The sequence below is a fragment of the Pseudonocardia hierapolitana genome (assembly GCF_007994075.1).
Taxonomy (GTDB): Bacteria; Actinomycetota; Actinomycetes; order Mycobacteriales; family Pseudonocardiaceae; genus Pseudonocardia; species Pseudonocardia hierapolitana.
Map to the genome: position 1 here is coordinate 303680 of NZ_VIWU01000001.1, position 22285 is coordinate 325964.

Genomic DNA, 22285 nt, shown 5'->3' on the forward strand with positions numbered 1-22285 from the left:
CCTATAGAGTGCCCCAGGTCACCCGGTCGAACGAGGAGCGCCTCGATGGACAAGCTGCAGCTGCGGAACTTCGTGGACGGGCAGTGGTCCGATGCCAGCGACGGGCGCACGAGCGATCTCGTCGACCCGGTGACCGGAGAGGTGTACGCGAGCGCCCCGATGTCCGGGGATGCCGACGTGGACGCGGCCTACGGCGCCGCGGCGCGGGCGTTCGAGACGTGGCGTGACACCACGCCCGCCGAGCGGCAGCGCCTCCTCCTCAAGCTCGCCGACGCAATCGAGGGGCGCGCCGGGGAGTTCGTGACGACCGAGAGCCGCAACACGGGAAAGCCGCTCGGTCTCACGGCGGAGGAGGAGCTGCCGCCCTGTGTGGACCAGATCCGCTTCTTCGCAGGCGCCGCGCGCGTGCTCGAGGGCCGGGCCGCGGCGGAGTACATGGCCGGGCACACATCCTTCGTCCGCAGGGAGCCGATCGGCGTGGTCGGGCAGGTGACGCCCTGGAACTACCCGCTGATGATGGCCGTCTGGAAGATCGCCCCCGCGCTGGCTGCGGGCAACACCGTGGTGCTCAAGCCTTCGGACACCACGCCCGCCTCCACGCTCCTGCTCGCCGAGGTGGCCGCGGAGTTCCTGCCGCCGGGCGTGTTCAACGTGGTCTGCGGCGACCGCGACACCGGGCGCGCGCTCGTGTCCCACTCCGTGCCGCAACTGGTGGCGATCACCGGCTCCGTGCGCGCCGGCATGGAGGTGGCCGAGGCCGCGAGCCACGACGTCAAGCGCGTGCACCTGGAGCTGGGCGGCAAGGCACCGGTGATCGTCTACGACGACGCCGACGTCGAGGCCGCCGCACGGTCGATCGCCGAGGCCGGCTACTTCAACGCGGGCCAGGACTGCACCGCCGCCACGCGGGTGCTGGCCGGCGCCTCCGTGCACGACGACCTGGTGGCCGCGCTCACCGAGCAGGCCCGGGCCACGCGCACCGGCCTGCCCGACGACGAGGACGTGCTGTTCGGCCCGCTGAACAACCGCACCCAGCTCGATCGCGTCACCGGGCTGCTGGGCCGGCTGCCCGACCACGCGACGGTGACCACCGGCGGCACCCGGCCCGGCGGTGATCTCTCCGGTGGCTTCTTCCTGGAGCCTGCCGTCGTCGCCGGCCTGCGCCAGGATGACGAGGTGGTCCAGAACGAGATCTTCGGCCCGGTGATCACCGTGCAGCGGTACGCCGACGAGGAGGAGGCGATCCGGCTCGCCAACGGCGTGCGTTACGGCCTGGCATCCAGCGTGTGGACGCGCGACTTCGGCCGCGCCATGCGCACCAGCCGCAGGCTCGACTTCGGCTGCGTCTGGATCAACACGCACATCCCGCTGGTCGCCGAGATGCCGCACGGCGGCTTCAAGCACTCGGGCTACGGCAAGGACCTGTCGGTCTACGGATTCGAGGACTACACGCGCGTCAAGCACGTGATGGCGAACATCGACTCCTGAGCGGAGGCCGACATGACCGAGGTGATCGGCCGCTCCGACGGCACCGCCCCAGGCGACAAGGGTCTCAAGGGCGGTGCGCTCGGGCTGGTGTCCAGCGTGGTGATCGGCCTGGCGTCCACGGCACCGGCCTACAGCCTCGCCGCCAGCCTGGGCGCGCTCGTCCTGCTGACCGGTGAGAAGGCACCTGCCGTCCTGCTGCTCGCGTTCGTGCCGATGTACCTGATCGCGGTCGCCTACCGGGAGCTCAACCGGGCAGAGCCCGACTGCGGCACCACCTTCACGTGGGCGGGCCGGGCGTTCGGGCCGTGGATGGGGTGGCTCGGCGGCTGGGGCATCATCGCCGCCGACGTGATCGTCATGGCCAACCTGGCGCAGGTGGCGGGGCAGTACTCGTTCCTGCTGATCGGGGCGGACGCGCTCGCGGAGAGCACGCTGTGGACCACGGTGGCCGGTGTCGTCTGGATCCTGGTCATGACCTACATCTGCTACCGAGGCATCGAGATCTCGGCACGCCTGCAGTACGCCCTGCTGGGCATCGAGCTCGTGGTGCTGGCGATCTTCGCCGTCACCGCGCTGGTCCGCGTCTACGCGGGCGACGCCCCCGAGGGCTCGATGACGCCGAGCTTGGGCTGGCTGTGGCCCGGCGGGCTCGGCGTCGCCGAGCTGGTCGACGCCGTGCTCATCGCCGTGTTCCTGTACTGGGGCTGGGACACCGCGGTGGCCGTCAACGAGGAGAGCGACGAGCCCGGCCGCACACCCGGGCGGGCCGCGGTGCTCTCGACGCTGCTGCTGGTCGTCACCTACGTCCTGGTCGCGGTGGCCGCGGTCGCGTTCGCGGGCACGGGTACCGAGGGCATCGGGCTGGGCAACGAGGAGAACTCCGACGACGTCTTCGCCGCGATGGGCACCGCGGTGTTCGGCGAGGAGGGCCTCGGCCCCGCCTTCGTGATCCTGCTGATCATCTCGGTGCTGACGTCGTCGGCGGCGTCCACGCAGACCACGATCCTTCCCACGGCGCGGGCGGCGCTGTCGATGGGTGCCTACCGGGCGCTCCCACAGCGGTTCGCCGACATCCACCCCCGCTACCTCACCCCGACCTGGGCCACCTGGGGCATGGGCATCGCGTCGGTCGTGTTCTACGTGGGCCTCACGCTGGTCAGCGAGAACGTGCTGGCCGACTCGATCTCGGCCACCGGCCTGCTGATCGCCTTCTACTACGGCCTCACCGGCTTCGCCTGCGTGTGGTTCTACCGCCGGGAGCTGCGGGGACGCGGGCTGTGGACCAAGGGCGTGCTGCCCGGCCTCGGCGGGCTGATGCTGCTGGTGGCGTTCGTGCTGTCGAGCATCGACTACGCGGCGGTGGACGCGGGGTCCACCACCATCCTGGGCATCGGCGGGGTCTTCGTGATCGGCATCGGGGCCATCGTGCTGGGTGCCGTGCTGATGTTCGTGTACAGCCGGATCGCCCCCGCGTTCTTCCGCGGCGAGACGCTGCGCCCGGGCACGTCCGACCTGCTGCTGCACGACGAACGCGGCGGCCCGCACTTCGGCCTGCCCGACTCGGAGGAGAGCACCGTGATCGCGCCGGACCGGTCGAACCTGCCGCCCGGACGGGAGCCGGACGACCCGCCGCGCTCCTGAGCCGCACCTGCACGTGGCGTCGGATCACGGCCGCCGGAACCGGTCGTGCGGCACCACCGCGATCGGCACCAGCTCCACCCGCAGCTCCGGGACGACGAGCCCGGCGACCTGGATGAGGATGCTCGCCGGCGCCGTGCCCGCGGTGAAGTACCGCGAGCGGACGCGCTGGATGGCGGGCAGGTCCATGCGGTCGACGAAGTAGACCGTCATCGACACGATGTCGTCGAGCGCGCCGCCGACCTCGGCGAGGACCGTCCGTACGTTGCGGACGCACTGCTCCATCTGCGCCTCGGCGTCGCCGATCCCCACGACCTGGTCGTGCTCGTCCCATGCGACCTGACCCGTGACGTGCACGACCTGGCCAGGGCCCTGGATCACGCCCTGGGAGAACGCCCTGCCGTTCGGTTGCCAGATCCCGCGCGGGTTGAAGCCGTCAGCCATGGCTCGACGATCCCAGGGCGGACGACGCGACGACAGCCGGGAGCGCTACGGGACTGCTCGGCGGCGCAGTTGCGCGTACCGCTCGCCGAAGATGGCCAGCAGCGGGCCCATGTGCTCGGTGGTGTCCCGGAGCAGGCACTCGGCCTCCGCCGGGGTGACGTGGTGGTGCAGCCACACCGCCAGGAACGAGAGCAGCTCGGCGCCTGCCCTGCGTCGCATCTGCTGCCGCACCCACCGCATGTCGCTGCAGCTGAGATGCGTGGTGATCAGCGGGAACAACCGGCGCTCGCGCTCGGCCAGCTGCTCGTGCAGCACGGGTGCGATGCCGTCGAGCGCGTCGCGGAGCGCGCCTGCCGCGGCGGGCACCGCATCCACCAGGCGGGCGGCCCCGCCGAGCAGGGGCTCCAGCACCGCGCGGTCGGCGACGACCCGGTCCAGCACGTCGGACGCGTACGGGCCGGCGCGCCGCGCCAGCAGCGGGGGCAGCGCCTCACCCGCCACCTCGAGGTGCACGTCGACGGCCGTCAGGACGGGCAGCAGGTAGCCGCGCAGTGCATCGGCGTCGGTCCCGCCGGCACCTCGTGCCATGGCGTCCGCGGCGCGGGCGAACTCCACGACGTCGGCGAGAGCAGCGCGGTGCAGCACGCGCCACGCCGTGAGGTCGGGTACCGGATCCCCTGGCCGGCGCGGCCCGTTGGGCGGGATCCACATCGCGCCGCACGGCCGATCCTCCGTCATGCCGTGCAGTGAACCGCCGGGCGCGGGCGGCGCGCGTCGGTAGCGACTACCCAGTTCGCAGCGTGTTCCCGCGACGCGGCACGTGGCACCATCGGCGCATGTCAGGGGGGCCGCTGCTGGAGCGCCACACCGAGCTCGTCCGGCTGGCGGCCGCCGTGCGGGCCGCCGCGACGGGTCGCGGGCGCGTCGCCCTCGTCACGGGTGAGGCGGGCATCGGCAAGACGAGCCTGGTGCGCGCGTTCCTCGGCACCCTGGGCCGGGACGTCCGGGTGTTGCGCGGCGCCTGCGACGACCTGCTCGCTCCCCGCCCGCTCGCCCCGCTCCGGGAGGCCGTGCGCGACAGCGCGGGCCCGCTGGCACGGGCGCTGGACACCTCCGCGGCGGCCGACGCGGCGCTCTCGGCGGTCGTCGAGGAGCTCGCCGCGCAAGTGCCCACCGTCCTCGTCGTCGAGGACCTCCACTGGGCCGACGACGCCACCATCGACGTGCTGCGCTACCTCGTGCGGCGGATCGACACCCTGCCCGCGGTGCTCGTGCTGACCGTACGGGAGGACGAGATCGCCGCGAACCAGCAGCTGCTCCAGCTGCTGGGCGCGGTGGCCGGGCCGGAGAGCGTCCGCCTCGAGCTCGAGCCGCTCTCCACCGCGGCCGTCGCGGAGCTCGCCGGGCCGGCCGGTCGCGACACGGGGGCGCTGCATGCGCTCACCGCGGGCAACCCCTTCTACGTCACCGAGGCGCTCGCCGCGCCCCCGGACGCGCTGCCGATCAGCGTGGCGGACGCCGTGCGCGCACGGATCCGCCCGCTCGGCCCGCACTGCGCCGCGGCGCTCGAACAGCTCTCCGTGGTGCCGGGAGTCGTGGAGTTCCCGCTGGCGGAGGCGCTGCTGCCGGACCGGATGGACGAGCTCGCCCGCGCCGAGGAGCGCGGGATCCTCGCCGTGCGGGAGAACGGCCTCGCGTTCCGGCACGAGCTCGCACGGCGCGCGGTCGAGGCCGCGCTCCCCCGGCTGCGGCGCAGGGCGCTCAACCTCGCCGTCGTCCGCGTCCTGCGCGGCATCCCGGACATCGACCTCGAACGCGTCGTGCACCACGCCGTGCAGGCCGACGATGCCGCCACGATCGTCGAGTTCGCACCCCGCGCCGCCCACGCCGCGGCGGCCAGCGGCTCCCATCGGCAGGCGTTGACGCACCTCGAGGCCACGGTCCGCCACGTCCACCGGCTGCCGCCCGCCGAGCAGGCGACGGTGATCGACGAGTACGGCTGGGAGCTGCACCTGGCCCACCGGCTCGACGACGCCGTGGCCGCCGGGCGGGACGCCGTGGCCCGCTTCGAGCGGCTCGGCCACCCGGTCGGCCTGGGCACCGCCCTCGTCCGGCTGTCGCGCCACGAGTTCATGTCCGGGGACACCGAGGAGGCCGAGCGGCTGATCGGGCGAGCGGTGACCGTGCTGGAGAGCGCCGGATCCGACGTGGCGAGCGCCGCGGCGTCCACCGACCGGGCCGCCCTGCTGACCCTGACCGGGCAGACCAGGGAGGCGCTTCCCGTCCTGGAGGCGGCCCTGGAGCTGGCGCGCCGGGCGCAGCGGCCCGACCTGCAGTCGCTGTGCCTGAACTACCGCGGTCTCGCCCGGGCTCATCACGACGACGTCGACGGCGCCCCGGACATGCGCGAGGCGATCGCGGTCGCGACGACGAACGGGTGTCACGAGGCCGCCGCGCGTGCCTACATCAACTTCGGTGAGCTGCTGCAGTGCAGCGGCCGCTGGGTGGAGATGGCGCAGTGCGTCGAGGACGGGCTGGCCTACATCCGCGAGTTCGGGCTGTGGCAGCACGCGCAGCTGGCCGGTGTGCAGCGGCACCTCCTGCAGATGCACCACGGGGACTGGGACGCCGCCGAAGAGGGGCTGCGCAGGCTCGTGGAGCAGAGCACCCGGAGCGTGTTCGACGTACACCGCCTGCCCGTCTACGGCCGGCTGCTGGCCCGGCGGGGCCGGGAGGATGCCGAGCAGGTGCTGGATCGGGCCTGGCGGCACGCGAGCCAGCAGCGCGCTCCCATCGGCATGGCCCGGGCGGCGACCGGGCTCGTGGAGTGGGCGTGGCTGAACGAGCAGCCGGACCGCGCCCGGCGGGCGGCCGAAGAGGTGCTGCCCTGGATGCGGGGCGGCGCCTGGAACACGATGCGCGGCGAACTGCTGCGCCACCTGGCTCGCGCGGGGATCGACCCCGGCCCGTTCCCCGGCTGCCCGGAGCCGTGGGCGGCCGGGCTGCGCGGCGACTGGGAGGCCGCCGCGGCGGAATGGGCCCGGATCGGCGATCCGTACGAGCGGGCGCTCGAACTCACCGAGTCCGGGGAAGCCGGGCCCGCGCTGGAGGGCCTGCGCGTGCTCGACGAGCTGGGCGCCGCGGCCGCCGCGGTCGTCCGGCGCCGGTTGCGTGAACGGGGCCTGCGGCCACCACCGCAGCGGCGGACCGACCGCAAGCGGTCCCACCCGGCCGGGCTCACCGACCGCGAGATCGACGTGCTCGACCTCGTGGCGCAGGGCTCGACCAACGCGGAGATCGCGGCGAAGCTCGTGCTCTCGGTGCGCACCGTCGACCACCACGTGTCGTCGATCCTCGGCAAGCTCGGGGCGCGTACGCGCCGGGAGGCCGTCGCGGCGCGGCGCGCCCTCGAACCGAGCTGACCGGCGGAGACGCGGGGCGGGGGGCCTCCAGCGCCTCCCGGGCAGCGTTGCTCTAGAAGGTCATCGGCTCTCCCGGGATCGGCCCCGACCCGGTCTCGGAGCTGCGTCGCCCCGGACACGCCGCGGTGCGGGCGAAAGGTCACCCCTCGCGGCCCGGGTGTGTCCGCGCTGACGCACCGGGTGCCGGCTCACCGACGGACCAGGTCACCCACCTGCGGAGAGGGTGCGGGCGTGCCCGGTCGGGTGCCGGGCTGTCACCGATGCAGATGGGCACCCCGGGCGTCCGGATGGGCAGCGCCGACGGATGTCCCGAGCCCGACCCGACCGTAGGAAGTGTCTCCATGCTGATGCTCGAAACACGCTGCCGGACCGTCGCCGAACGGCCCGGTGCTCCCGAGCCGGCCGCCCCGCCGGGTGCCGAGGTCGTGCCACGGCCCCTCGAGACCGCCCCGGCGGGGTGCGCCCCCCACTGCGCCCGCCTCTGCACCGAGGACGGGTTCGCGACGGCCTACACCGGCCACGCCAGCGAGCTGACCGGGTTCTGCCGGCGCGCGCTGGCCGACCACGGGCTCGCGGAGGAGGTCACCCAGGAGGTGTTCCTGCGGGCATGGCGCCGGTGCGCCACCTTCCGGGTCCGCGACGGCAGCAGCCGGGACGAGACGGCCCAGATACGCACCTGGCTCTTCGCGATCGCCCGCAACGCGGTGATCGACGCCACCCGCAGGCGCGGACGCCGCCCGACGCTGCACCTGGACCCCGAGCAGGTCGCCCAGCAGGCCGACCCGTCCGACACCTACGCCCGCTTCGACACGGCCGAGCAGGTGCGCGGCGGGCTCGCCGCGCTCACCCCGACCCACCGGGGCGTCCTCACCGCGATCTTCGTCGACGAGCTGACCTACGACCAGGCCGCCAACCGGTTCGGAGTCCCCGTCGGCACCGTGAAGAGCCGGATCTACTACGCGCTGCGGGCACTGCGCGCCGAGCTGGGCGACGATGGCCGGCACCGGTAGGCCCGGTATGGGCAGCGGTTGCCGATGCAGGCGCCGCCGCGGCGGGCGCAGGATCGAGCGGCGGGGGCGGGTGACCCCTGCACCACCCCGGCGCAGTGGCACGACCCGGCGGGAACAGAGGCCGCGGCCTCGGCCCGCCACGGTGTGACGCCGATGCGCACGGACGAGCCGGGAGGTGGCTCATCGCATGCGGTTGATGTGGCGTCACGAGAAGGAACGAACCACTCACCCGCCGCCGCGCGCGACGAGCTGCGCAGCACGATCACGCGGGTCTCCTGACCGATGGGTGGTGGGCCGGCTGCGTGGGAGCATGGCGCGGTGGGGCCGGACCTGCTCGAGCGCGACGCGGAGATCCACGCGCTGCTCGCGGCGGTCGACGCGGCCGCGGCCGGCTCCGGGTCCGTCGTCCTGATCGGCGGCGAGGCGGGGATGGGCAAGTCCAGCCTGGTCCGAGCGTTCCTCTCGCGCCTGCCCCGTGAGGTGCGGGTCCTCGTCGGGGCATGTGACGACCTGCGGGCCAGGCGGCCCCTCGGCCCGCTCCGCGACGCCGCCCGCGGCAGCGGGGGCCCGCTGGAGCGGGCCGTCGTCGACCGTGACCTGGAGGCCGTCTTCGGTGCGGCCTCGCGCGAGCTCGACACACCGCCGGTCACGGTCCTCGTGGTCGAGGACCTGCAGTGGGTCGACGACGCCACGCTCGACGTGCTGCAGCACGTGGCGCGGCGGATCTCCTCGATGACGGCCGTTCTCGTGCTCACGCTGCGGGCGGACGAGGTCGATCCCACGCACCCGCTGCGTGCGCTGCTCGGCGAGCTCGGCGCGTCACGGGCACACCGGATCCAGCTCCAGCCACTGTCCGCCGACGCGGTGCGCGAGCTGACCTCGACGCGGGCCGCGCAGGGGGCGCGGTGGGACGCCGCCCAGCTGCACGCCCTGACCGGCGGGAACCCGTTCTTCGTGTCCGAGACGCTCGCATCGCCGCCGGGCACCGTTCCGCGCACGGTCTCCGACGCGGTCATCGCCCGGTCGAGCCAGCTCACGCCCGCGGCCCGAGATGCGCTGGAGCAGCTCGCCGTGGTGCCGGCGGTCGTCGAGTTCGAGCTGGCGGAGTCGCTGCTGGGTGGTGGGCTCGGGCTCCTCGAGGAGGCAGAGCGGTACGGGATGCTGCAGGTGCGCCCCGACGGGCTCGCGTTCCGGCACGAGCTCGCGCGGCGCGCCGTCGAGTCCCGCCTGCCGGTGATCCGGCGCAGGCGCCTCAACCAGGCCGTCGTCGCCTCGTTGCTCGCCCAGCCACAGCCCGACCTCGACCGGGTGGTGCACCACGCCGTCGAGGCGGACGACGCCGAGGCGGTCGCCGAGCACGCGCCGGAGGCCGGCCGGGCCGCGGCCCGGCTCGGGTCGAACCGGCAGGCGCTCGCCCACTTCGGCGTCGCGCTGAGGTACGCCGCGACGCTGCCGCCCGCCGAACACGCCCGCCTGCTCGACGAGTACGCGTGGGAGCTCGGCAACGCCCAGCGCTTCGACGAGGCCGTGCGGTTCAGCAGCGAGTCGGTCCGCCGGTACGAGACGCTCGACGACCGGGAGGCCCTCGCCGACGTGCTCGCCCGGATGTCGCGCCACCTGTACATGACCGGTGCCACCTCGGAGGCCAAGCAGGCCGCGGGCCGTGCCGTCGAGGTGCTGGAGGCCGCGCACGCCTCGGTGGAGCACGTGGCGAACGCGCTCATCGCACAGGGGTCGATGCTGACGCTCACCGGGCGGTCCCGCACGGCCCTCGACGTGCTGGCCCGGGCCCAGCGCCTCACCGAGCAGGTCGGGAAGCCGTACCTCTCCGCGATGTGCCTGAACTGCATCGGGATGGCGCGGGGCGACCTCGAGGGCCCCGCCGGGCTCGTGCCGCTGCGGGAGAGCATCGCGATCGCCCGATCGGCGGGGGCGCACGAGACGGCCGCGCGCGCCTACACCAACCTGGCGGAGGCGCTGCACCGGTCGTGGTGCGGTGACGAGCTCGCCCGCGTCCTCGACGACGGCGTCGCCTTCGCCCTCGAGCGCGGGCTGTGGTCGCACGCCTACGCCCTCCAGGCGCACCGCGGCCTGCTCCTCCTGCGACGTGGCGACTGGACGGACGCGGCGGAGCTGCTCGCAGGCCTCGTCGCGGACGCGGGGGCCGCGGGCGTGCTGAGCGTCTTCAGCGTCGCGGCCCACGCCCGCCTGCTCGCCCGCCGCGGCGACCCCGCGGCGGAGGGCATGCTGTTCGACGCCTGGGACCGTGCCGTGGCACAGCGGTCCGTCACGGGGCTGGCCCTCGCCGGCCCGGCCATCGCCGAATGGTCCTGGCTGGCGGGCCGGCCGGACCGGTCCACCGTCGTCGTCGAGACCCTGATGGCCGGGGCCGACGGCCGGCTCGGGATCGCCCCCGTGATCGGCGAGGTGTTGCGGTACCGGAGCCGGGCCGGGGTCCCGGTACCGGAGTTCCCCGCCTGCCCGCAGCCCTGGGCGTCCGGGCTGCGCGGCGACTGGCGGGAGGCGGCGGCCCGGTGGGCCGACGTCGGCGACCCGTACGAACGGGCCCTCGAGCTCGCCTCGTCGAGCGAGCCCGCGCCCATGCTGGAGGCGTTGAAGGTGCTCGACTCCCTGGACGCGCGGCCCGCCGCGGAGTGGGTGCGGGGGAATCTGGCCGCTGCCGGCGTCACGAAGGTGCCCCGGCGGCCCTCGACGAGCACCCGCGCCAACCCCGCCCGCCTGACCGAACGCCAGCTGGAGGTGCTCGCCCTGCTGACCGAGGGCCTGACCGACGCCGAGATCGCGGCGGAGCTCGTGCTGTCCGTGCGGACGGTCAACCACCACGTCGCAGACGTGTTCGACAAGCTCGGCGTCCGCTCCCGGCGGGCCGCCGCCGCGGTGGCGCGCACGCTGGACATGCCGCGGCGTCGGGGCGGGAGCCGCCGCTAGACGAGTCAGTCCTATCTGATCCGTGGTCGTAGGCGATCGGTGGCGGATAACTGCCGAATGGTGTGGTTGCTCGGGCACGCCCGTTTTCGACGGATCGCTTCCTGGCGGGCGCCTGCGCAACTATCTCGTGGGCCGTTCCCGCCTCCCCACGCGGCTATCGGAGCCATTTGTTGGGTTCTGCGGAACGCGCTCACGCGGCCGTGCGGATCCAGCGGGGGAGTAGGGCCTCGAGGATGGGTTCAGGGTCGAGGCGGTCGCCGTACCAGTCGGGGGTGAGGGTGGTGTGGTCGATCTGTAGCCGAGCGCGGGTGTGCATTTCGATCAGGCTTTCGGTGTTGCCGGTCAACGGCGTTGGGATGGCCGGGATCGGGGGGCCATCGGGTCGGCGGAACTCCCATCGACCGGCCAGTCGGCGGATGCGGTAGCCGTGGTCGTGGATGAGGCGGTGGGGTGGAAGGAGCAGACCAGGATCAGGTTGTCGATATCCGTGCGGCCGCCGGACCACCAGGGGACGACGTGGTGGGCGTGCAGATGCCGGGTGTGGGTGCAGCCGGGGAACTGACACCCCTCCCCGTCCCGCACGGTGCGGGCGGCGATCTGGGCGGGGGTGGCCAGGCGCCGGTTGCGACCCCGATACATGCGGGTGCTGGTCCGGTCGTTGAGCAGCACCTGCACCCGGGCATCACAGGCCAGCCGCTCCGCCGTCGTCGCGGGGATCTCGGGCCCGTCGTCGAGGCGGGCGGTGCCGGTGGTGGTGTCGAGGTGCACGATCACCTGCGCCTTCCCGCGCTCGACCACCGGCCCGGAGGCCTCTTCGGAGTGGGTGCGGTCTTGGAGTAGGAGAGCTGCCCGGCGGCGAACGCCTCCCGGATGCGCGGCAGGTTGCGCAGGGCGTGCGCCACGCGGAGGCGTTCGGTGGCGGTGCGCAGGTTCATCCCGGCCCGCCAGGACAACCAGTGCGCACAGGAGCGAATCCCGTCACCGGCCCAGCCGTTCCGTTGGTCGAACTCGGCCAGCAACTGTAGGAATCGGCATTCGGCGGCGGCGATGTGCCCGGCCAGACCGAGGAGTTCGGATTCCAGGTCGTCGAGGGGTATGGCCTGTAGTGGGGTCGGGAGCGAAATGATCGACACGACAAACCTCCCGAAGCGCCCTGAGTCAATGTTCGACCCAAAGGATGGCAGTCGGGTCCGACAATTCCTGGCCCCTGTGGAGGGTGGGCCGCGTTCCGCGGAACGCGGCGGCACGGAACGCGGCGGAACGACGGCAACTGCGTGGTTGTGAGCCCGCGGGGGTTGGGTCGGGACCACAGGATAGTTGCGTAGGCACCCGGCGGTGACGGTCTCGTCGAGAACCGCCGTGCCCTCAAGCCGGGGACGGCCGCCAAAGCAACCACGCTATTCGGTAGTGATCCCAACCCAGCCACCCTCCCCGCGCGCGAGGCACGCCGCGAACGGCGTGACAGCGCCCGAGACACAGCTGAGGTCGATCGCAACGGCCGCCCGAGGCGACCAGGCTCGCCCACCGCGAGAAGCGTTCCCCGGCCCCCGATCGGACGCCGCCACCCTCGAGTTCGGAATTGGTTTCCACTCGGTGTGCCGGCGGGCCGGCCTCGTACCGAGGCGTCTCGGCCGGTTCGCCGGGGCGCCCAGTGGGAAGCTGGGCCGTCGAGATACGTGCAGGACTCCCGGTCGGGACCACTAGGCTCGGGCCACGGCCGGCTCGATCCCCTCCAGGACGGTGCAGGTCACCGGGTCGCGTTTGCCGGCCACCCGGACGGCCCGCCGGCCGCCGGTGCGGGCGAGCGGCCCGAGCTGCCGCATCGTCGCCGCCCCGATCACGACCTGGCCGGGCTCGGCGATGGCTTCGAGGCGGGCGGCGAGGTTGGTGGTGTCGCCGATCGCGGTGAAGTTTCGCATCTGCGCCGCGCCGATGTTGCCGACCAGCGCCGGACCGGTGTTGATCCCCACCCGGAACCGCGGCCAGTCCGACCGGCCCGCGGCGACGGTCTCGACCGCGCAGTGGAGGCCGAGGCCAGCGCGCGCGGCGCGCAGGGCGTGGTCGGGCTGCCGGACGGGCGCGTTGAAGATCGCCATCACGGCGTCACCGACGAACTGCACCACGGTGCCGCCGTGTTCGAGGATCACCGGGACGACCGCGCCGTAGTAGGTGTTGAGCATCGCCACGACCGCCTCCGGCGAGCTGCGCTCGGAGAACGGCGTGAAGCCGCGCAGGTCCGCCATCAGCACGCTCACCTCGGCCACGCGGCCACCGAGGCCGGCCTGCTCGGGGTCGGAGAGCAGGGCCGTGGCGACCGACGGCGACATGTAGGAGCGGAAGAGCCCGTCGAGCTGCGCGTACAGCCGGGCGTTCTCCAGAGTGACCGAGAGCTGGCTCGCGAGCGAGGTCAGCACGGCCCGCTCGGCCTCCGGGAAGGCGCCACGCGGGCGATGGACCTCCAGGACCCCGGCGGCGGCCCGCTTGACCGCCAGCGGCAGCACGAACGTGGCCCCGTCTGCGGAGCACCTCGGGCGCAGCTCGCGCAGCGCCCGCACGGCGATGCCGTCCCGGGCCGGCCGTCCGTCCGCGAACGCGAGGAGCCCCGAGCGCACGAGCCCCAGCCGCACAGCGTCACCGCGGAACGCTCCCGTCGCCAGCGCCATCACCTCGCTCAGGAGCTCCCGCTCACCCCGGATCACACTGGCGCGCTCCCCGATCGCGACGAGCGCGTGCAGCCGGCGCACCTGCTCGCGCTCGCGCCCCAGCGCCTCCGCGCTCTCCTGCAGGATGGCCACCTGCCGCTCGGTGAGCTGGAACCGGCGGGCGACGTCGGCGCTCAGGTCCGTGCCGACGTCGGCACCGGGTTCGGCGCGCCTGCGCACGGCCTCGACCATCTCCTCGAGCGCGCGGGAGTAGTCGCCGTGGATCGCGGCGAGCGTCTGCCGCAGCGTGACGCTGTCGAACAGGCCGAGGCCGGATCCCTCCCGCCGGAACTGGCGGTGCGCGCTCAGCGTGATGAGCGCGAACGCGGCGACCATCAGGACGTGCCACTCCCACCAGGAGACCCGCCAGCTGCGGCTCAGCGCGACGGCGACGAGGGTCTCGGCGAGCAGCACGAACGCGGTCAGCACGGCGAGCAGCAGCGGCGACCGGCGCTGCCGGTACACGTCCAGGTACCGGACGGCGGCGGCCAGGTACAGCCCGGCGCCTACGACGACACCGCCCGCCACCAGCGGATGCGTCTCGATCTCGTCGGGATGCAGGTGGAGCGGCGGGACACGGGCGAACGTCAGGGCCGTCCACACGCCGAGCAGCAGCCACGGCGTGGCGGCGAGCGGCGTCTGGCAGCGCATCACCCGGGTCGCCGCCGCAGGGCCGAGCGGTGCGGCGGACGCGAGCGCGGCGATCCCGCCGAGCACCAGCCCGACCGGCGTCGCCGAGACGAAGCCCGCGTTCGACTCCGGGATCAGCAGCCCAGGCGTGGCCAGCGCGTGCACCCCGAGGAAGCCCGCGTTCAGCTGGAACACCAACGCGACGAGGAACAGCCGGGCGTCCTGGCGGCGACGCACCGCCCGCAGCATCACGACCGCCAACGCGAGCGCCACCGCGGACGTCGCGAGCACGATCCAGAAATGCGCGCCGTGGTGCTGGTAGTGCACGTCTGCCGCGGGCAGGACCAGGAGCAGCCCCAGGCCGGCGAGCGGGAGGCAGACCGGCAGCAGCCAGCCGGCGACGAAGCGCCCCGTCACGGCACCGCCCTCATCGCACGGCCCTCATCGCGCAGCCCGGTCGAGGGCGAACCGGTCGGGCACCGAGATGCGCCCCCGCCCGAGCGTCAGCAGCCCGCGGCCGGCCAGCTCCTGCAGCACCTTGTTGGCGGTCGCCCGGGTGGTGCCGGCCATGCTCGCGAGGTCGTCCTGGGTGAGGCGGATCTCCGCGCTCCCGTTGTCGAGGGCGTAGAGCCGCGCCAGGCGCGCGAGCCGCCGGGTGACCCGGTCCTCCACCGGCAGGTAGAGCGCTTCGAGCACCATCGCCGACAGCCGCCGGACGTAGGAGGTGAGCGTCTCGGTGATGTAGGCGTCGACCTGCGGGTGGCGCCGGCGCAGCACGTCGAGCTGGGCGCCGGTGAGCGTGAGCGTGTGCGCTTCCTCGATCGCCACGACCGTGGCCGTCCGCAGCGACGCCGGGTCGAGGAGGGCCAGCTCCCCGAACGAGTCGCCGGGACCGAGCAGCGAGAGCGTCACGATCTGGCCGACCGGCGTGGTCACCCGCACCGCGAGCTTCCCCGACACGACGACGTGCAGCGAGTCGCCGGGGTCGCCCTCGTGGCAGACGATGTCGCGGGCCCGGAAGCGGCGCGGCCGGCTCTGGGCGATCAGGCTCCGCCGGGCATCGTCGTCGAGCCCTTGCAGCAGCGACGGGTACGTCCGGGTCATCTACCACGGCCTCCCTCTGATGGTGGGGTGACCCCGATGCTCGGGACGGCATGATCGCGCTGCATCGGTAATCGGTGCCCATCTGCGGCGTCCGGCTGCCGATCCCGGACATCGGCGTGAACATTCGCCGGTGCGATGGCGTGTCCCGGGGTGCCGCCGACCGGCGGCCTTGATCGTCGACCGAGGATCGTCATGACTCTTCGAACACGTGCACGCCGGCACCTGACCGGGACTCTGCTGGGCACCGCGGTGCTGGCGTCCCTCGCCGGCCTCGCCACCCCGGCAGCGGCACAGCCTGGACAGCTGCGGGACACCCCGGATCGCGTCGTCCGCATCGACGACGAACTGCTCGAGCCCCGCGCCTCCACCGCGGGTTCGCCGCTGCGCTTCGCGCCCCGGATCGGCCGGGCGAACGACACCCCGGACAGCCAGACCTGGACCGAGCGACCCGGACGCGGCGGCGGGACGATCAGCCTCGTGCACACGCCCAGCGTCAAGGGCAGCAGCGTGCAGCTCTGCGTCGACGTCGAGGGCGACTCGCGGGACGCCGGGGCCCGTCTGGTGCTGCGGCCGTGCGACGGGACCGACAGCCAGCTGTGGCGACGCCCCACGAGGGTGCCGCCCAGCGCGCTGCAGAACGTCCAGAGCGGGCTGAACATGGAGCGGGTCAGCGGCGGCGTCGTGCAGAACGCGTTCCCGCGCCGCGACCCGTCGGCCCCGCGGAACCAGGACGATCGCGACCGCGCCGGCAACCAGCTGTTCTTCGTGAGCCCGAAATCGTTCGGCGTGGGCGGCGCGTGATGGGGAGCAGGACGATCGCCGGCGCCGCCGCGCTGCTCACGCTCGTGCTCGCCGCGGGCTGCGGGCAGGGCTCCGCGGCTCCCCCGGTCCCCCCGCCGGCCGCCGGGGAGCCGGCCGCACCCACCGCGGAACCGTTGTCGCGCCCCGGCCCGGTCGCGCTCGCGCTGGCGCGCACCTCGCTCGGGGAGACGCTCACCTCGGACGGGCGCACCCTCTACCGGTTCGAGGCCGACTCGGCCGCCCCACCCCGGTCGATCTGCGAGAACGACTGCCTCGCGGTCTGGCCACCGGTGCTGTCCGACGGCAGCCCCATCACCCTGGACGGCGCCGTCGACCGCACGCTCGTCGGCACGATGCAGCGCGCCGACGGCACGAGCCAGGTGACGCTCGCTGGCTGGCCGCTCTACTGGTTCGTCGACGACAAGGCGCCCGGCGACGTCACCGGCGACGGGGTCGGCGGCAACTGGTCGGCCGTCGGCAAGGACGGCAAGCCCCTCGTCCGCAAGTGAGCAGGCCGTCCATGACCGATTCCAGCAGAATCGCGGCTGCGGTCGCAGCCCTGCTCACCGCCTTCACGGCGTGCGCGGGCCCGATGGTTCCCCGGGAGGGAAACGTGATCGACACGAACGGACTCGTCGCCGTAGCGGATACGACCCTGCACGTCGAGCAGCGTGGCGAGGGCCCACCGCTGCTCCTCGTGCACGGTGGCGGCGAGGACAGCTCGATGCTCGCCGGTCAGGCCGAAGCGCTGGCGGCCGCGGGCTACCGGGTGATCACCTACGACCGGCGCGGCACGGGCCGGTCGGGGCGCGCCGGCTGGCCCGGTGGCGGCGCCGACCAGCACGCCGACGACGCCGCCGCGCTGCTCGCCACGCTGGACGCCGCACCCGCGACGGTGCTCGGCGTCAGCTCCGGAGGCGTCGTGGCGCTCGCGCTGGCCGCCCGCCATCCCGAGGCCGTCGCCCGGGTGGTCGCCTGGGAACCGCCCGCCTCGGGCGTGCTGCCCGACGCGGCCGCGATCAACGCGGCGATCATGGCACCGATCGAGGCGCACCTGCGGGATCATCCGGGCGACTACGTCGGCGCCCAGGCGTTGCTGCTCACCGTGATCCTCGGCGTCCCGGTGTCCACCGACGCACCGGAGTTCGCCGCGGCCCGCGCGAACGCCGAACCGATGATCCGCGACGAGCCTGCGATCACCCTGCGTCCGTTCACCGCGGCCGAGCTGTCCGCGGTGCCCGTCACCGTCGCCGTCGGCACGGAACCGAACGAGCTGGTCGGCGCGGCCTCGTCGGTGCTCGGGAAGCTCGCGGGCGTCGAGCCCGAGATCGTGGCGGGTGCCGGGCACGAGGTGTACCTCACCGATCCGCCGGTGCTGACCGCGCTCGTCGGACCTGCAGGCAGGTGACCACGGATCCGGTCCTCACCCGGCGGCGGTTCCTCTCGGGTTCGGCCGCGGCCGGCGTGCTCGCGCTCGCCGGCTGCGCCGCCCGGCGGCCGGGCCCGGCGCAGGCCACCCGGCGCGTCGCGGGGGCCCGCGGCCCGGTGCTCGTGCCGGAGGCGCCTTCGCGGGTCGCGGCGCTGATCGGTTCCTGCGACGTCGACGTGCTCGCGCTGGGCATCACCCCCGTGTACGCGGGGACGTTCGCCGAGGGCTGGGTGGACCTGCCGGGCGGGATCGTCACGAGCGACGCGGTTCCACCGTCCGTCGAGACGGTCGCGGCCACCCGGCCCGACCTCCTGCTCGGCTGGGAGTGGCTGGCCGACGACCCGAGCTGGGCACGGCTGGGGGCCCTCGCCCCCGCCGTGCCGATCCCCGAGCGCACGGCGTGGCAGGAGGCGTTCCTGCTGGTCGGCGACGCGGTGAACCGCCGCGGGCGCGCCGAGGCCGAGCTCGCGGCCTTCGAGGCGCGGGTGGGGCAGGTGCGGGCACGGGTGGGGGCGGGGCCGCCGATCGCGGTCGCCCAGATCGGGTTCACTGAGGCCGGGGTGTTCCGCATGTTCGGTGACGACCGCGACTCGACCCGCATCCTGCGGTCCGTCGGCCTCACGCCCGTCGGCCCGGAGCGCAGCCAGGAGTCGCTGAGCCTGGAGCTCCTCGGGCAGGTCGGCGCGCCGTGGCTGATCGCGTACGGCTCGGGCCCGGACGGCGCCGCCCTCCTCGCCGAGGCGAAGGCCCACCCGTTGTGGAGCACGTTGCCCGCGGTGCGTGCCGGACAGGTCCTGGAGGTCGACGGCAACCGGTGGGTCGGCGCCGGGCTCCTCTGGGCCCGGGCGATCGTGGATGATCTCGAGCGGCTCTTCGGTGGCCGGTGAACGACGTTTCGAGATCGCCGCCCTCCGGCGTCCCGGAGTCCGCCCGCCCCGGCGCTCAGACCGCGAACACCGTCGGCACGATCATCGGCCGGCGACGGTAGGTCTCCCCCACCCACTTGCCCACCACCCGGCGCACGGCCTGGGCGATGCGGTGGGTGTCGGTGATGCCCTCGGACTCGGTGCGGGACAGCTCGTCCTCCACCAGCGGCAGCACGGCGTCGAGCGCCTTCGGGTCGTCGGAGAACCCGCGACCGGACAGCTTGGGCGGGGACACCGCCCGGCCGGTGTTCGCGTCGACCGCCACCGTGATCGAGATGAAGCCGCCCTCGCCGAGCACCAACCGGTCGGCGAGGGTGCTCTCACCGATGTCGCCGACCTCCAGGCCGTCGACGTACACGCGGCCCACCTCGACCCGGCCGGTGATCGACGCGCGGCCGTCCACCAGGTCGACGACGACGCCGTCCTCGGCGAGCACCACCGCGTCCTCCGGCACCCCGGTCTGCACGGCGAGGCGGCCGTTCGAGCGCAGGTGCCGCCACTCGCCGTGCACCGGCATCACGTTGCTCGGGCGCACCGCGTTGTAGAGGAACAGCAGCTCGCCCGCCGGTGAGTGCCCCGACACGTGCACCTTCGCGGTGCCCTGGTGCACCACGGTGGCCCCGAGCCGGGTCAGCCCGTTGATCACACCGAACACGGCCGTCTCGTTGCCCGGGATCAGCGAGCTGGCCAGGATGATCGTGTCCTCCGGCCGGATCCGCACGGAACGGTGGTCGCCGCGGGCCATCCGCGCGAGCGCCGACAGCGGCTCGCCCTGCGAGCCGGTGGAGACGATCACGAGCTCCGCGTCGGGCAGGTCCATCGCCTCGTCGAGGTCCACCAGCAGCCCGTCGGGGACCTGGAGCAGGCCCAGGTCGACCGCCAGACCCATGTTGCGCTCCATCGAGCGGCCGACGAGGCAGACGCGGCGACCGTGCGCCACCGCGGCGTCGAGCACCTGCTGCACGCGGTGCACGTGGCTCGCGAAGCAGGCGACGATGATCCGGGCGTCGGCGCGGTGGAACACCCCGTCGAGCACGGGGCCGATCTCCCGCTCGGAGATCACGAAGCCCGGCACGTCGGCGTTGGTGGAGTCGACGAGGAACAGGTCGACGCCCTCGTCGCCGAGCCGGGAGAAGCCCGCCAGGTCGGTGAGACGACCGTCGAGCGGGAGCTGGTCGAGCTTGATGTCACCGGTGTGCAGCACCAGCCCGGCGGGGGTGCGGATCGCGACGGCGAGCGCGTCCGGGATCGAGTGGTTCACGGCGAAGTACTCGCAGTCGAACGCGCCGTGGTGCAGCCGCTCCCCCTCCTTCACCTCGAGCAGGTGCGGGGTGAGCCGGTGCTCCTTGCACTTGGCCGCCACCAGGGCGAGCGTGAACCGGGACCCGACGATCGTCAGGTCCGGCCGCTGGCGCAGCAGGAACGGCACGGCACCGATGTGGTCCTCGTGTCCGTGGGTGAGCACGAGCGCGTCGATGTCGTCGAGCCGCTCCTCGATGGCGCGGAAGTCCGGCAGGATCAGATCGACGCCCGGCGAGTCCTCGGACGGGAACAGCACGCCGCAGTCCACGACGAGCAGCCGCCCGTCGTATTCGAATACCGTCATGTTGCGGCCGATCTCGCCGATGCCGCCGAGCGCCACCACACGCAGCCCGCCCTCCGGGAGCGGCGGAGGCGGGTTGGACGGCAGCTCCGCGCGGTTGACCTCCTCGGGCGGAGCTTCCGTCGGGCGGCCGCGGTCACGCCGAGGCGGGCGGGAGCGACGGTCGGACCGGGAGCGGTCGGACCGTGCTGGGGGACGACTCAAACTCGTTTCCTCGCAGTACAGGTAGGCGCAGGCCCTCGCCGGCGCAGGTTCAGTGCTGTCCGTTCAGTCCGCGAGCTCCGCTCAGTGGTAGGCCACCTCGGCGCCGAGGTCGGCGGCGGCCCGCGCGCCGAGCGCGCCCTGGCCGTGGTCGTCGACGCGGTGGGTGTCGGTGGCGAGCGCGATGCCTGCGGACTGCAGGTCACTCGCGATCGCCGCCTCCTGCTCCTCGGTGACCGGCGGCAGCGGCAGCCGGGGGTTGCCGACATCGATGCCACGCAGGCGCATCGCCGTCTTGGCGAACAGCACACCGCCGACGCGGCCCATCGCCCGGATCACGGGGATCGTGGCGTAGTGCAGGTTGCGGGCCCGGTCGACGTCCCCGGCCTCGTACGCGTCGAGCAGCTCACGCAGGCGGTTGGCCACCACGTGCCCGATGACGCTGACGAACCCGACCGCGCCGACCGAGAGCCACGGCAGGTTCACGGGGTCGTCGCCCGAGTAGTAGGCGAGCGTGGTGGTGGCGAGCACCTCGGTGCCGACGCGCAGGTCGTTGCGCGCGTCCTTGACCGCCACGATCCGCGGGTGCTCGGACAGCCGCTGCAGCGTCTCCACGTCGATCGGGATCACGCTGCGCGGGGGGATGTCGTAGAGCATCACCGGCAGGTTCGTGGCGTCGGCGACGGCCGTGAAGTGCAGCACGAGCCCGGACTGCGGCGGCCGCGAGTAGTACGGGGTGACCAGCAGCAACCCGTGGGCGCCCGCCTTCTCCGCCTCCCGCGAGAGGTGGATGCTGTGGGCGGTGTCGTAGGTGCCGGCGCCCGCGACCACGGTGGCCCGGTCGCCGACGGCGTTCACCACCGCCCGGATCAGCTCCGACTTCTCCTCGTCGCTGGTGGTCGGCCCCTCGCCGGTGGTGCCGTTGACCACGAGCCCGTCGTTGCCCAGCTCGACGAGGTGGGTGGCCAGCTCCTCGGCTTTGGCGAGATCCAGCCGCCCCTCGGCGTCGAAGGGCGTGACCATCGCGGTCAGCACACGGCCGAACGGGCGGCCCGGCAGGGCGGTGGGACTCATGCCAGCTCCTCGCTAGGGCTCGTCGCGGGCATTCGCCCAAGACGCTGCGCCCATGATTCGCTCGCAAGCTCGCTCATGGGAAGACGGTACCCCGGCGCACCACGGCCAACTCCCTACACACCGCGCGGAGCGCCCCGCAGGGCCTCGATATCACCCGGCTCGCCCTGCAGCTCGACCCGCACGGCGTCGCGGCCGAACGCGAACAGCACGAGCTCGCCCGGCTCGCCGACCACCGTGACGGCCCCGGGTCCGGTCTTCACGACGTGCCGCTCTCCCGACGGGCGCGCCAGCACCACGCCCACCGGGCTGCGGCGCAGCAGCATCCGCATCCACCGCGTGCCCGCCCACAGGTGCGCGTCGCGCTCCTCGTCGGGCTCACGCGGTTCCCAGCCGGGGACGCCGCGGCGCACGTCCTCGTGGTGCACGAAGAACTCGTTCCAGTTCGCCGTCGCGTCGACCCGCTCGATCCGGAACGGCGACCACCGCTGCGGGCCACCGCGGAAGAGCTGCACGGCCTCGTCCCACGGCATCTCGCGGTAGCCGTCCATCGCCCGCTCTGTGACCGCCGCCAGCGCGGGGATCAGGATCCCCGCCGCCGCACGCGGCTCCCGCTCCCGGACGAGGAGGTGGGCCAGGAGGTCGCGCGTGCTCCAGCCATCGCAGAGCGTGGGGCGGTCGGGGCCCACCCTGAGCAGCTCGTCGCTGAGCGCGGCTCGCTCCCGGCTCGCAAGGCTCATGATCTGGACTGTACTCGGGAACCGATGATGCTCCAGAGGTATCACTCCATGCTCGTTTTGCCTTGGACAGGCATGGAACGGCTCTCCTACGCTTCGCGGCGTTCCCGCCGGTGGATCGAAGGAGATC

Annotated in this window: 19 protein-coding genes; 9 read left to right on the plus strand and 10 right to left on the minus strand. The window is 73.7% G+C overall.

What is annotated here, in order from left to right:
* Positions 1-45 precede the first annotated feature (45 nt).
* Entirely contained in the window at positions 46-1488 is a 1443-nt protein-coding gene (locus FHX44_RS01480; RefSeq protein WP_147253794.1) for a gamma-aminobutyraldehyde dehydrogenase, read from the plus strand.
* A gap of 12 nt (positions 1489-1500) precedes the next feature.
* On the plus strand, positions 1501-3129 hold the full coding sequence (locus FHX44_RS01485) for an APC family permease (RefSeq protein ID WP_147253795.1): 1629 nt from the start codon (positions 1501-1503) through the stop codon (positions 3127-3129).
* A gap of 24 nt (positions 3130-3153) precedes the next feature.
* Here FHX44_RS01485 and FHX44_RS01490 read toward each other — a convergent pair whose 3' ends face one another.
* Both FHX44_RS01490 and FHX44_RS01495 read right to left on the minus strand, forming a co-directional pair.
* The gene (locus tag FHX44_RS01490) at positions 3154-3570 is read right to left on the minus strand and encodes a RidA family protein (protein WP_147253796.1); all 417 of its coding nucleotides are present in this window, start codon (positions 3568-3570) and stop codon (positions 3154-3156) included.
* A 45-nt stretch (positions 3571-3615) separates the two neighbouring features.
* The gene (locus tag FHX44_RS01495) at positions 3616-4308 is read right to left on the minus strand and encodes a hemerythrin domain-containing protein (protein ID WP_147253797.1); all 693 of its coding nucleotides are present in this window, start codon (positions 4306-4308) and stop codon (positions 3616-3618) included.
* A gap of 98 nt (positions 4309-4406) precedes the next feature.
* Here FHX44_RS01495 and FHX44_RS01500 point away from each other — a divergent pair, with 98 nt between their 5' ends.
* From FHX44_RS01500 to FHX44_RS01510, 3 genes are all read left to right on the plus strand, one after another.
* The gene (locus FHX44_RS01500; RefSeq protein WP_147253798.1) at positions 4407-6992 is read left to right on the plus strand and encodes a helix-turn-helix transcriptional regulator; all 2586 of its coding nucleotides are present in this window, start codon (positions 4407-4409) and stop codon (positions 6990-6992) included.
* A gap of 341 nt (positions 6993-7333) precedes the next feature.
* Positions 7334-8002 carry an RNA polymerase sigma factor gene (locus FHX44_RS01505; RefSeq protein WP_170308727.1) on the plus strand — a complete coding sequence of 223 codons (669 nt, stop codon included), beginning with the start codon at positions 7334-7336 and terminating at the stop codon, positions 8000-8002.
* A gap of 318 nt (positions 8003-8320) precedes the next feature.
* Positions 8321-10951, plus strand: a complete 2631-nt coding sequence (locus FHX44_RS01510; RefSeq protein WP_170308728.1) for an ATP-binding protein — start codon at positions 8321-8323, stop codon at positions 10949-10951.
* Between the two features lie 190 nt (positions 10952-11141).
* On the opposite strand, the gene FHX44_RS43730 is transcribed toward FHX44_RS01510, so the two are convergent.
* The 5 genes from FHX44_RS43730 to FHX44_RS01530 all read right to left on the minus strand — a co-directional run bounded on the left by FHX44_RS43730 (position 11142) and on the right by FHX44_RS01530 (position 15387).
* Positions 11142-11267, minus strand: a complete 126-nt coding sequence (locus tag FHX44_RS43730; protein WP_281287864.1) for a hypothetical protein — start codon at positions 11265-11267, stop codon at positions 11142-11144.
* Between the two features lie 26 nt (positions 11268-11293).
* The gene (locus tag FHX44_RS01515; protein ID WP_147253801.1) at positions 11294-11749 is read right to left on the minus strand and encodes an HNH endonuclease signature motif containing protein; all 456 of its coding nucleotides are present in this window, start codon (positions 11747-11749) and stop codon (positions 11294-11296) included.
* Entirely contained in the window at positions 11722-12084 is a 363-nt protein-coding gene (locus tag FHX44_RS01520; protein ID WP_170308729.1) for a DUF222 domain-containing protein, read from the minus strand. Before FHX44_RS01520 ends, FHX44_RS01515 begins: the two co-directional genes overlap by 28 nt.
* Before the next feature lie 567 nt (positions 12085-12651).
* Positions 12652-14700, minus strand: a complete 2049-nt coding sequence (locus tag FHX44_RS01525) for an adenylate/guanylate cyclase domain-containing protein (protein WP_212612290.1) — start codon at positions 14698-14700, stop codon at positions 12652-12654.
* A gap of 24 nt (positions 14701-14724) precedes the next feature.
* Positions 14725-15387 (minus strand): Crp/Fnr family transcriptional regulator, encoded by a 663-nt coding sequence (locus FHX44_RS01530; protein ID WP_147253803.1) that lies wholly within the window; start codon positions 15385-15387, stop codon positions 14725-14727.
* Positions 15388-15579: 192 nt separating this feature from the next.
* On the opposite strand from FHX44_RS01530, the gene FHX44_RS01535 reads away from it, so the two are divergent.
* Genes FHX44_RS01535 through FHX44_RS01550 form a run of 4 tightly spaced genes read left to right on the plus strand, consistent with a single transcriptional unit; the run spans position 15580 to position 18504 of the window.
* On the plus strand, positions 15580-16188 hold the full coding sequence (locus FHX44_RS01535; protein WP_170308730.1) for an RICIN domain-containing protein: 609 nt from the start codon (positions 15580-15582) through the stop codon (positions 16186-16188).
* Entirely contained in the window at positions 16188-16697 is a 510-nt protein-coding gene (locus tag FHX44_RS01540; protein ID WP_147253805.1) for a hypothetical protein, read from the plus strand. The genes FHX44_RS01535 and FHX44_RS01540 overlap by 1 nt, the downstream gene beginning before the upstream one ends.
* 11 nt (positions 16698-16708) lie before the next feature.
* Positions 16709-17596, plus strand: a complete 888-nt coding sequence (locus FHX44_RS01545) for an alpha/beta fold hydrolase (RefSeq protein WP_147253806.1) — start codon at positions 16709-16711, stop codon at positions 17594-17596.
* On the plus strand, positions 17593-18504 hold the full coding sequence (locus FHX44_RS01550; protein WP_147253807.1) for an ABC transporter substrate-binding protein: 912 nt from the start codon (positions 17593-17595) through the stop codon (positions 18502-18504). Before FHX44_RS01545 ends, FHX44_RS01550 begins: the two co-directional genes overlap by 4 nt.
* 55 nt (positions 18505-18559) lie before the next feature.
* Here FHX44_RS01550 and FHX44_RS01555 read toward each other — a convergent pair whose 3' ends face one another.
* The 3 genes from FHX44_RS01555 to FHX44_RS01565 all read right to left on the minus strand — a co-directional run bounded on the left by FHX44_RS01555 (position 18560) and on the right by FHX44_RS01565 (position 22158).
* The gene (locus FHX44_RS01555; protein ID WP_170309264.1) at positions 18560-20233 is read right to left on the minus strand and encodes a ribonuclease J; all 1674 of its coding nucleotides are present in this window, start codon (positions 20231-20233) and stop codon (positions 18560-18562) included.
* Between the two features lie 198 nt (positions 20234-20431).
* Positions 20432-21421, minus strand: a complete 990-nt coding sequence (gene dapA, locus FHX44_RS01560) for a 4-hydroxy-tetrahydrodipicolinate synthase (protein WP_147253809.1) — start codon at positions 21419-21421, stop codon at positions 20432-20434.
* Between the two features lie 113 nt (positions 21422-21534).
* The gene (locus FHX44_RS01565; RefSeq protein ID WP_147253810.1) at positions 21535-22158 is read right to left on the minus strand and encodes a TIGR03085 family metal-binding protein; all 624 of its coding nucleotides are present in this window, start codon (positions 22156-22158) and stop codon (positions 21535-21537) included.
* Between the last annotated feature and the right edge of the window lie 127 nt (positions 22159-22285).

What these genes read in the sequence shown, in the direction of transcription:
- FHX44_RS01540 (WP_147253805.1), top strand. Translation starts at nt 16,188, where the DNA reads ATGGGGAGCAGGACGATCGCCGGCGCCGCCGCGCTGCTCACGCTCGTG.
- FHX44_RS01530 (WP_147253803.1), bottom strand. Translation starts at nt 15,387, where the DNA reads ATGACCCGGACGTACCCGTCGCTGCTGCAAGGGCTCGACGACGATGCC.
- FHX44_RS01495 (WP_147253797.1), bottom strand. Translation starts at nt 4,308, where the DNA reads ATGACGGAGGATCGGCCGTGCGGCGCGATGTGGATCCCGCCCAACGGG.
- FHX44_RS01490 (WP_147253796.1), bottom strand. Translation starts at nt 3,570, where the DNA reads ATGGCTGACGGCTTCAACCCGCGCGGGATCTGGCAACCGAACGGCAGG.
- FHX44_RS01565 (WP_147253810.1), bottom strand. Translation starts at nt 22,158, where the DNA reads ATGAGCCTTGCGAGCCGGGAGCGAGCCGCGCTCAGCGACGAGCTGCTC.
- FHX44_RS01485 (WP_147253795.1), top strand. Translation starts at nt 1,501, where the DNA reads ATGACCGAGGTGATCGGCCGCTCCGACGGCACCGCCCCAGGCGACAAG.
- FHX44_RS01545 (WP_147253806.1), top strand. Translation starts at nt 16,709, where the DNA reads ATGACCGATTCCAGCAGAATCGCGGCTGCGGTCGCAGCCCTGCTCACC.
- FHX44_RS01480 (WP_147253794.1), top strand. Translation starts at nt 46, where the DNA reads ATGGACAAGCTGCAGCTGCGGAACTTCGTGGACGGGCAGTGGTCCGAT.
- dapA (WP_147253809.1), bottom strand. Translation starts at nt 21,421, where the DNA reads ATGAGTCCCACCGCCCTGCCGGGCCGCCCGTTCGGCCGTGTGCTGACC.
- FHX44_RS01505 (WP_170308727.1), top strand. Translation starts at nt 7,334, where the DNA reads ATGCTGATGCTCGAAACACGCTGCCGGACCGTCGCCGAACGGCCCGGT.
- FHX44_RS43730 (WP_281287864.1), bottom strand. Translation starts at nt 11,267, where the DNA reads ATGCACACCCGCGCTCGGCTACAGATCGACCACACCACCCTCACCCCC.
- FHX44_RS01535 (WP_170308730.1), top strand. Translation starts at nt 15,580, where the DNA reads ATGACTCTTCGAACACGTGCACGCCGGCACCTGACCGGGACTCTGCTG.
- FHX44_RS01500 (WP_147253798.1), top strand. Translation starts at nt 4,407, where the DNA reads ATGTCAGGGGGGCCGCTGCTGGAGCGCCACACCGAGCTCGTCCGGCTG.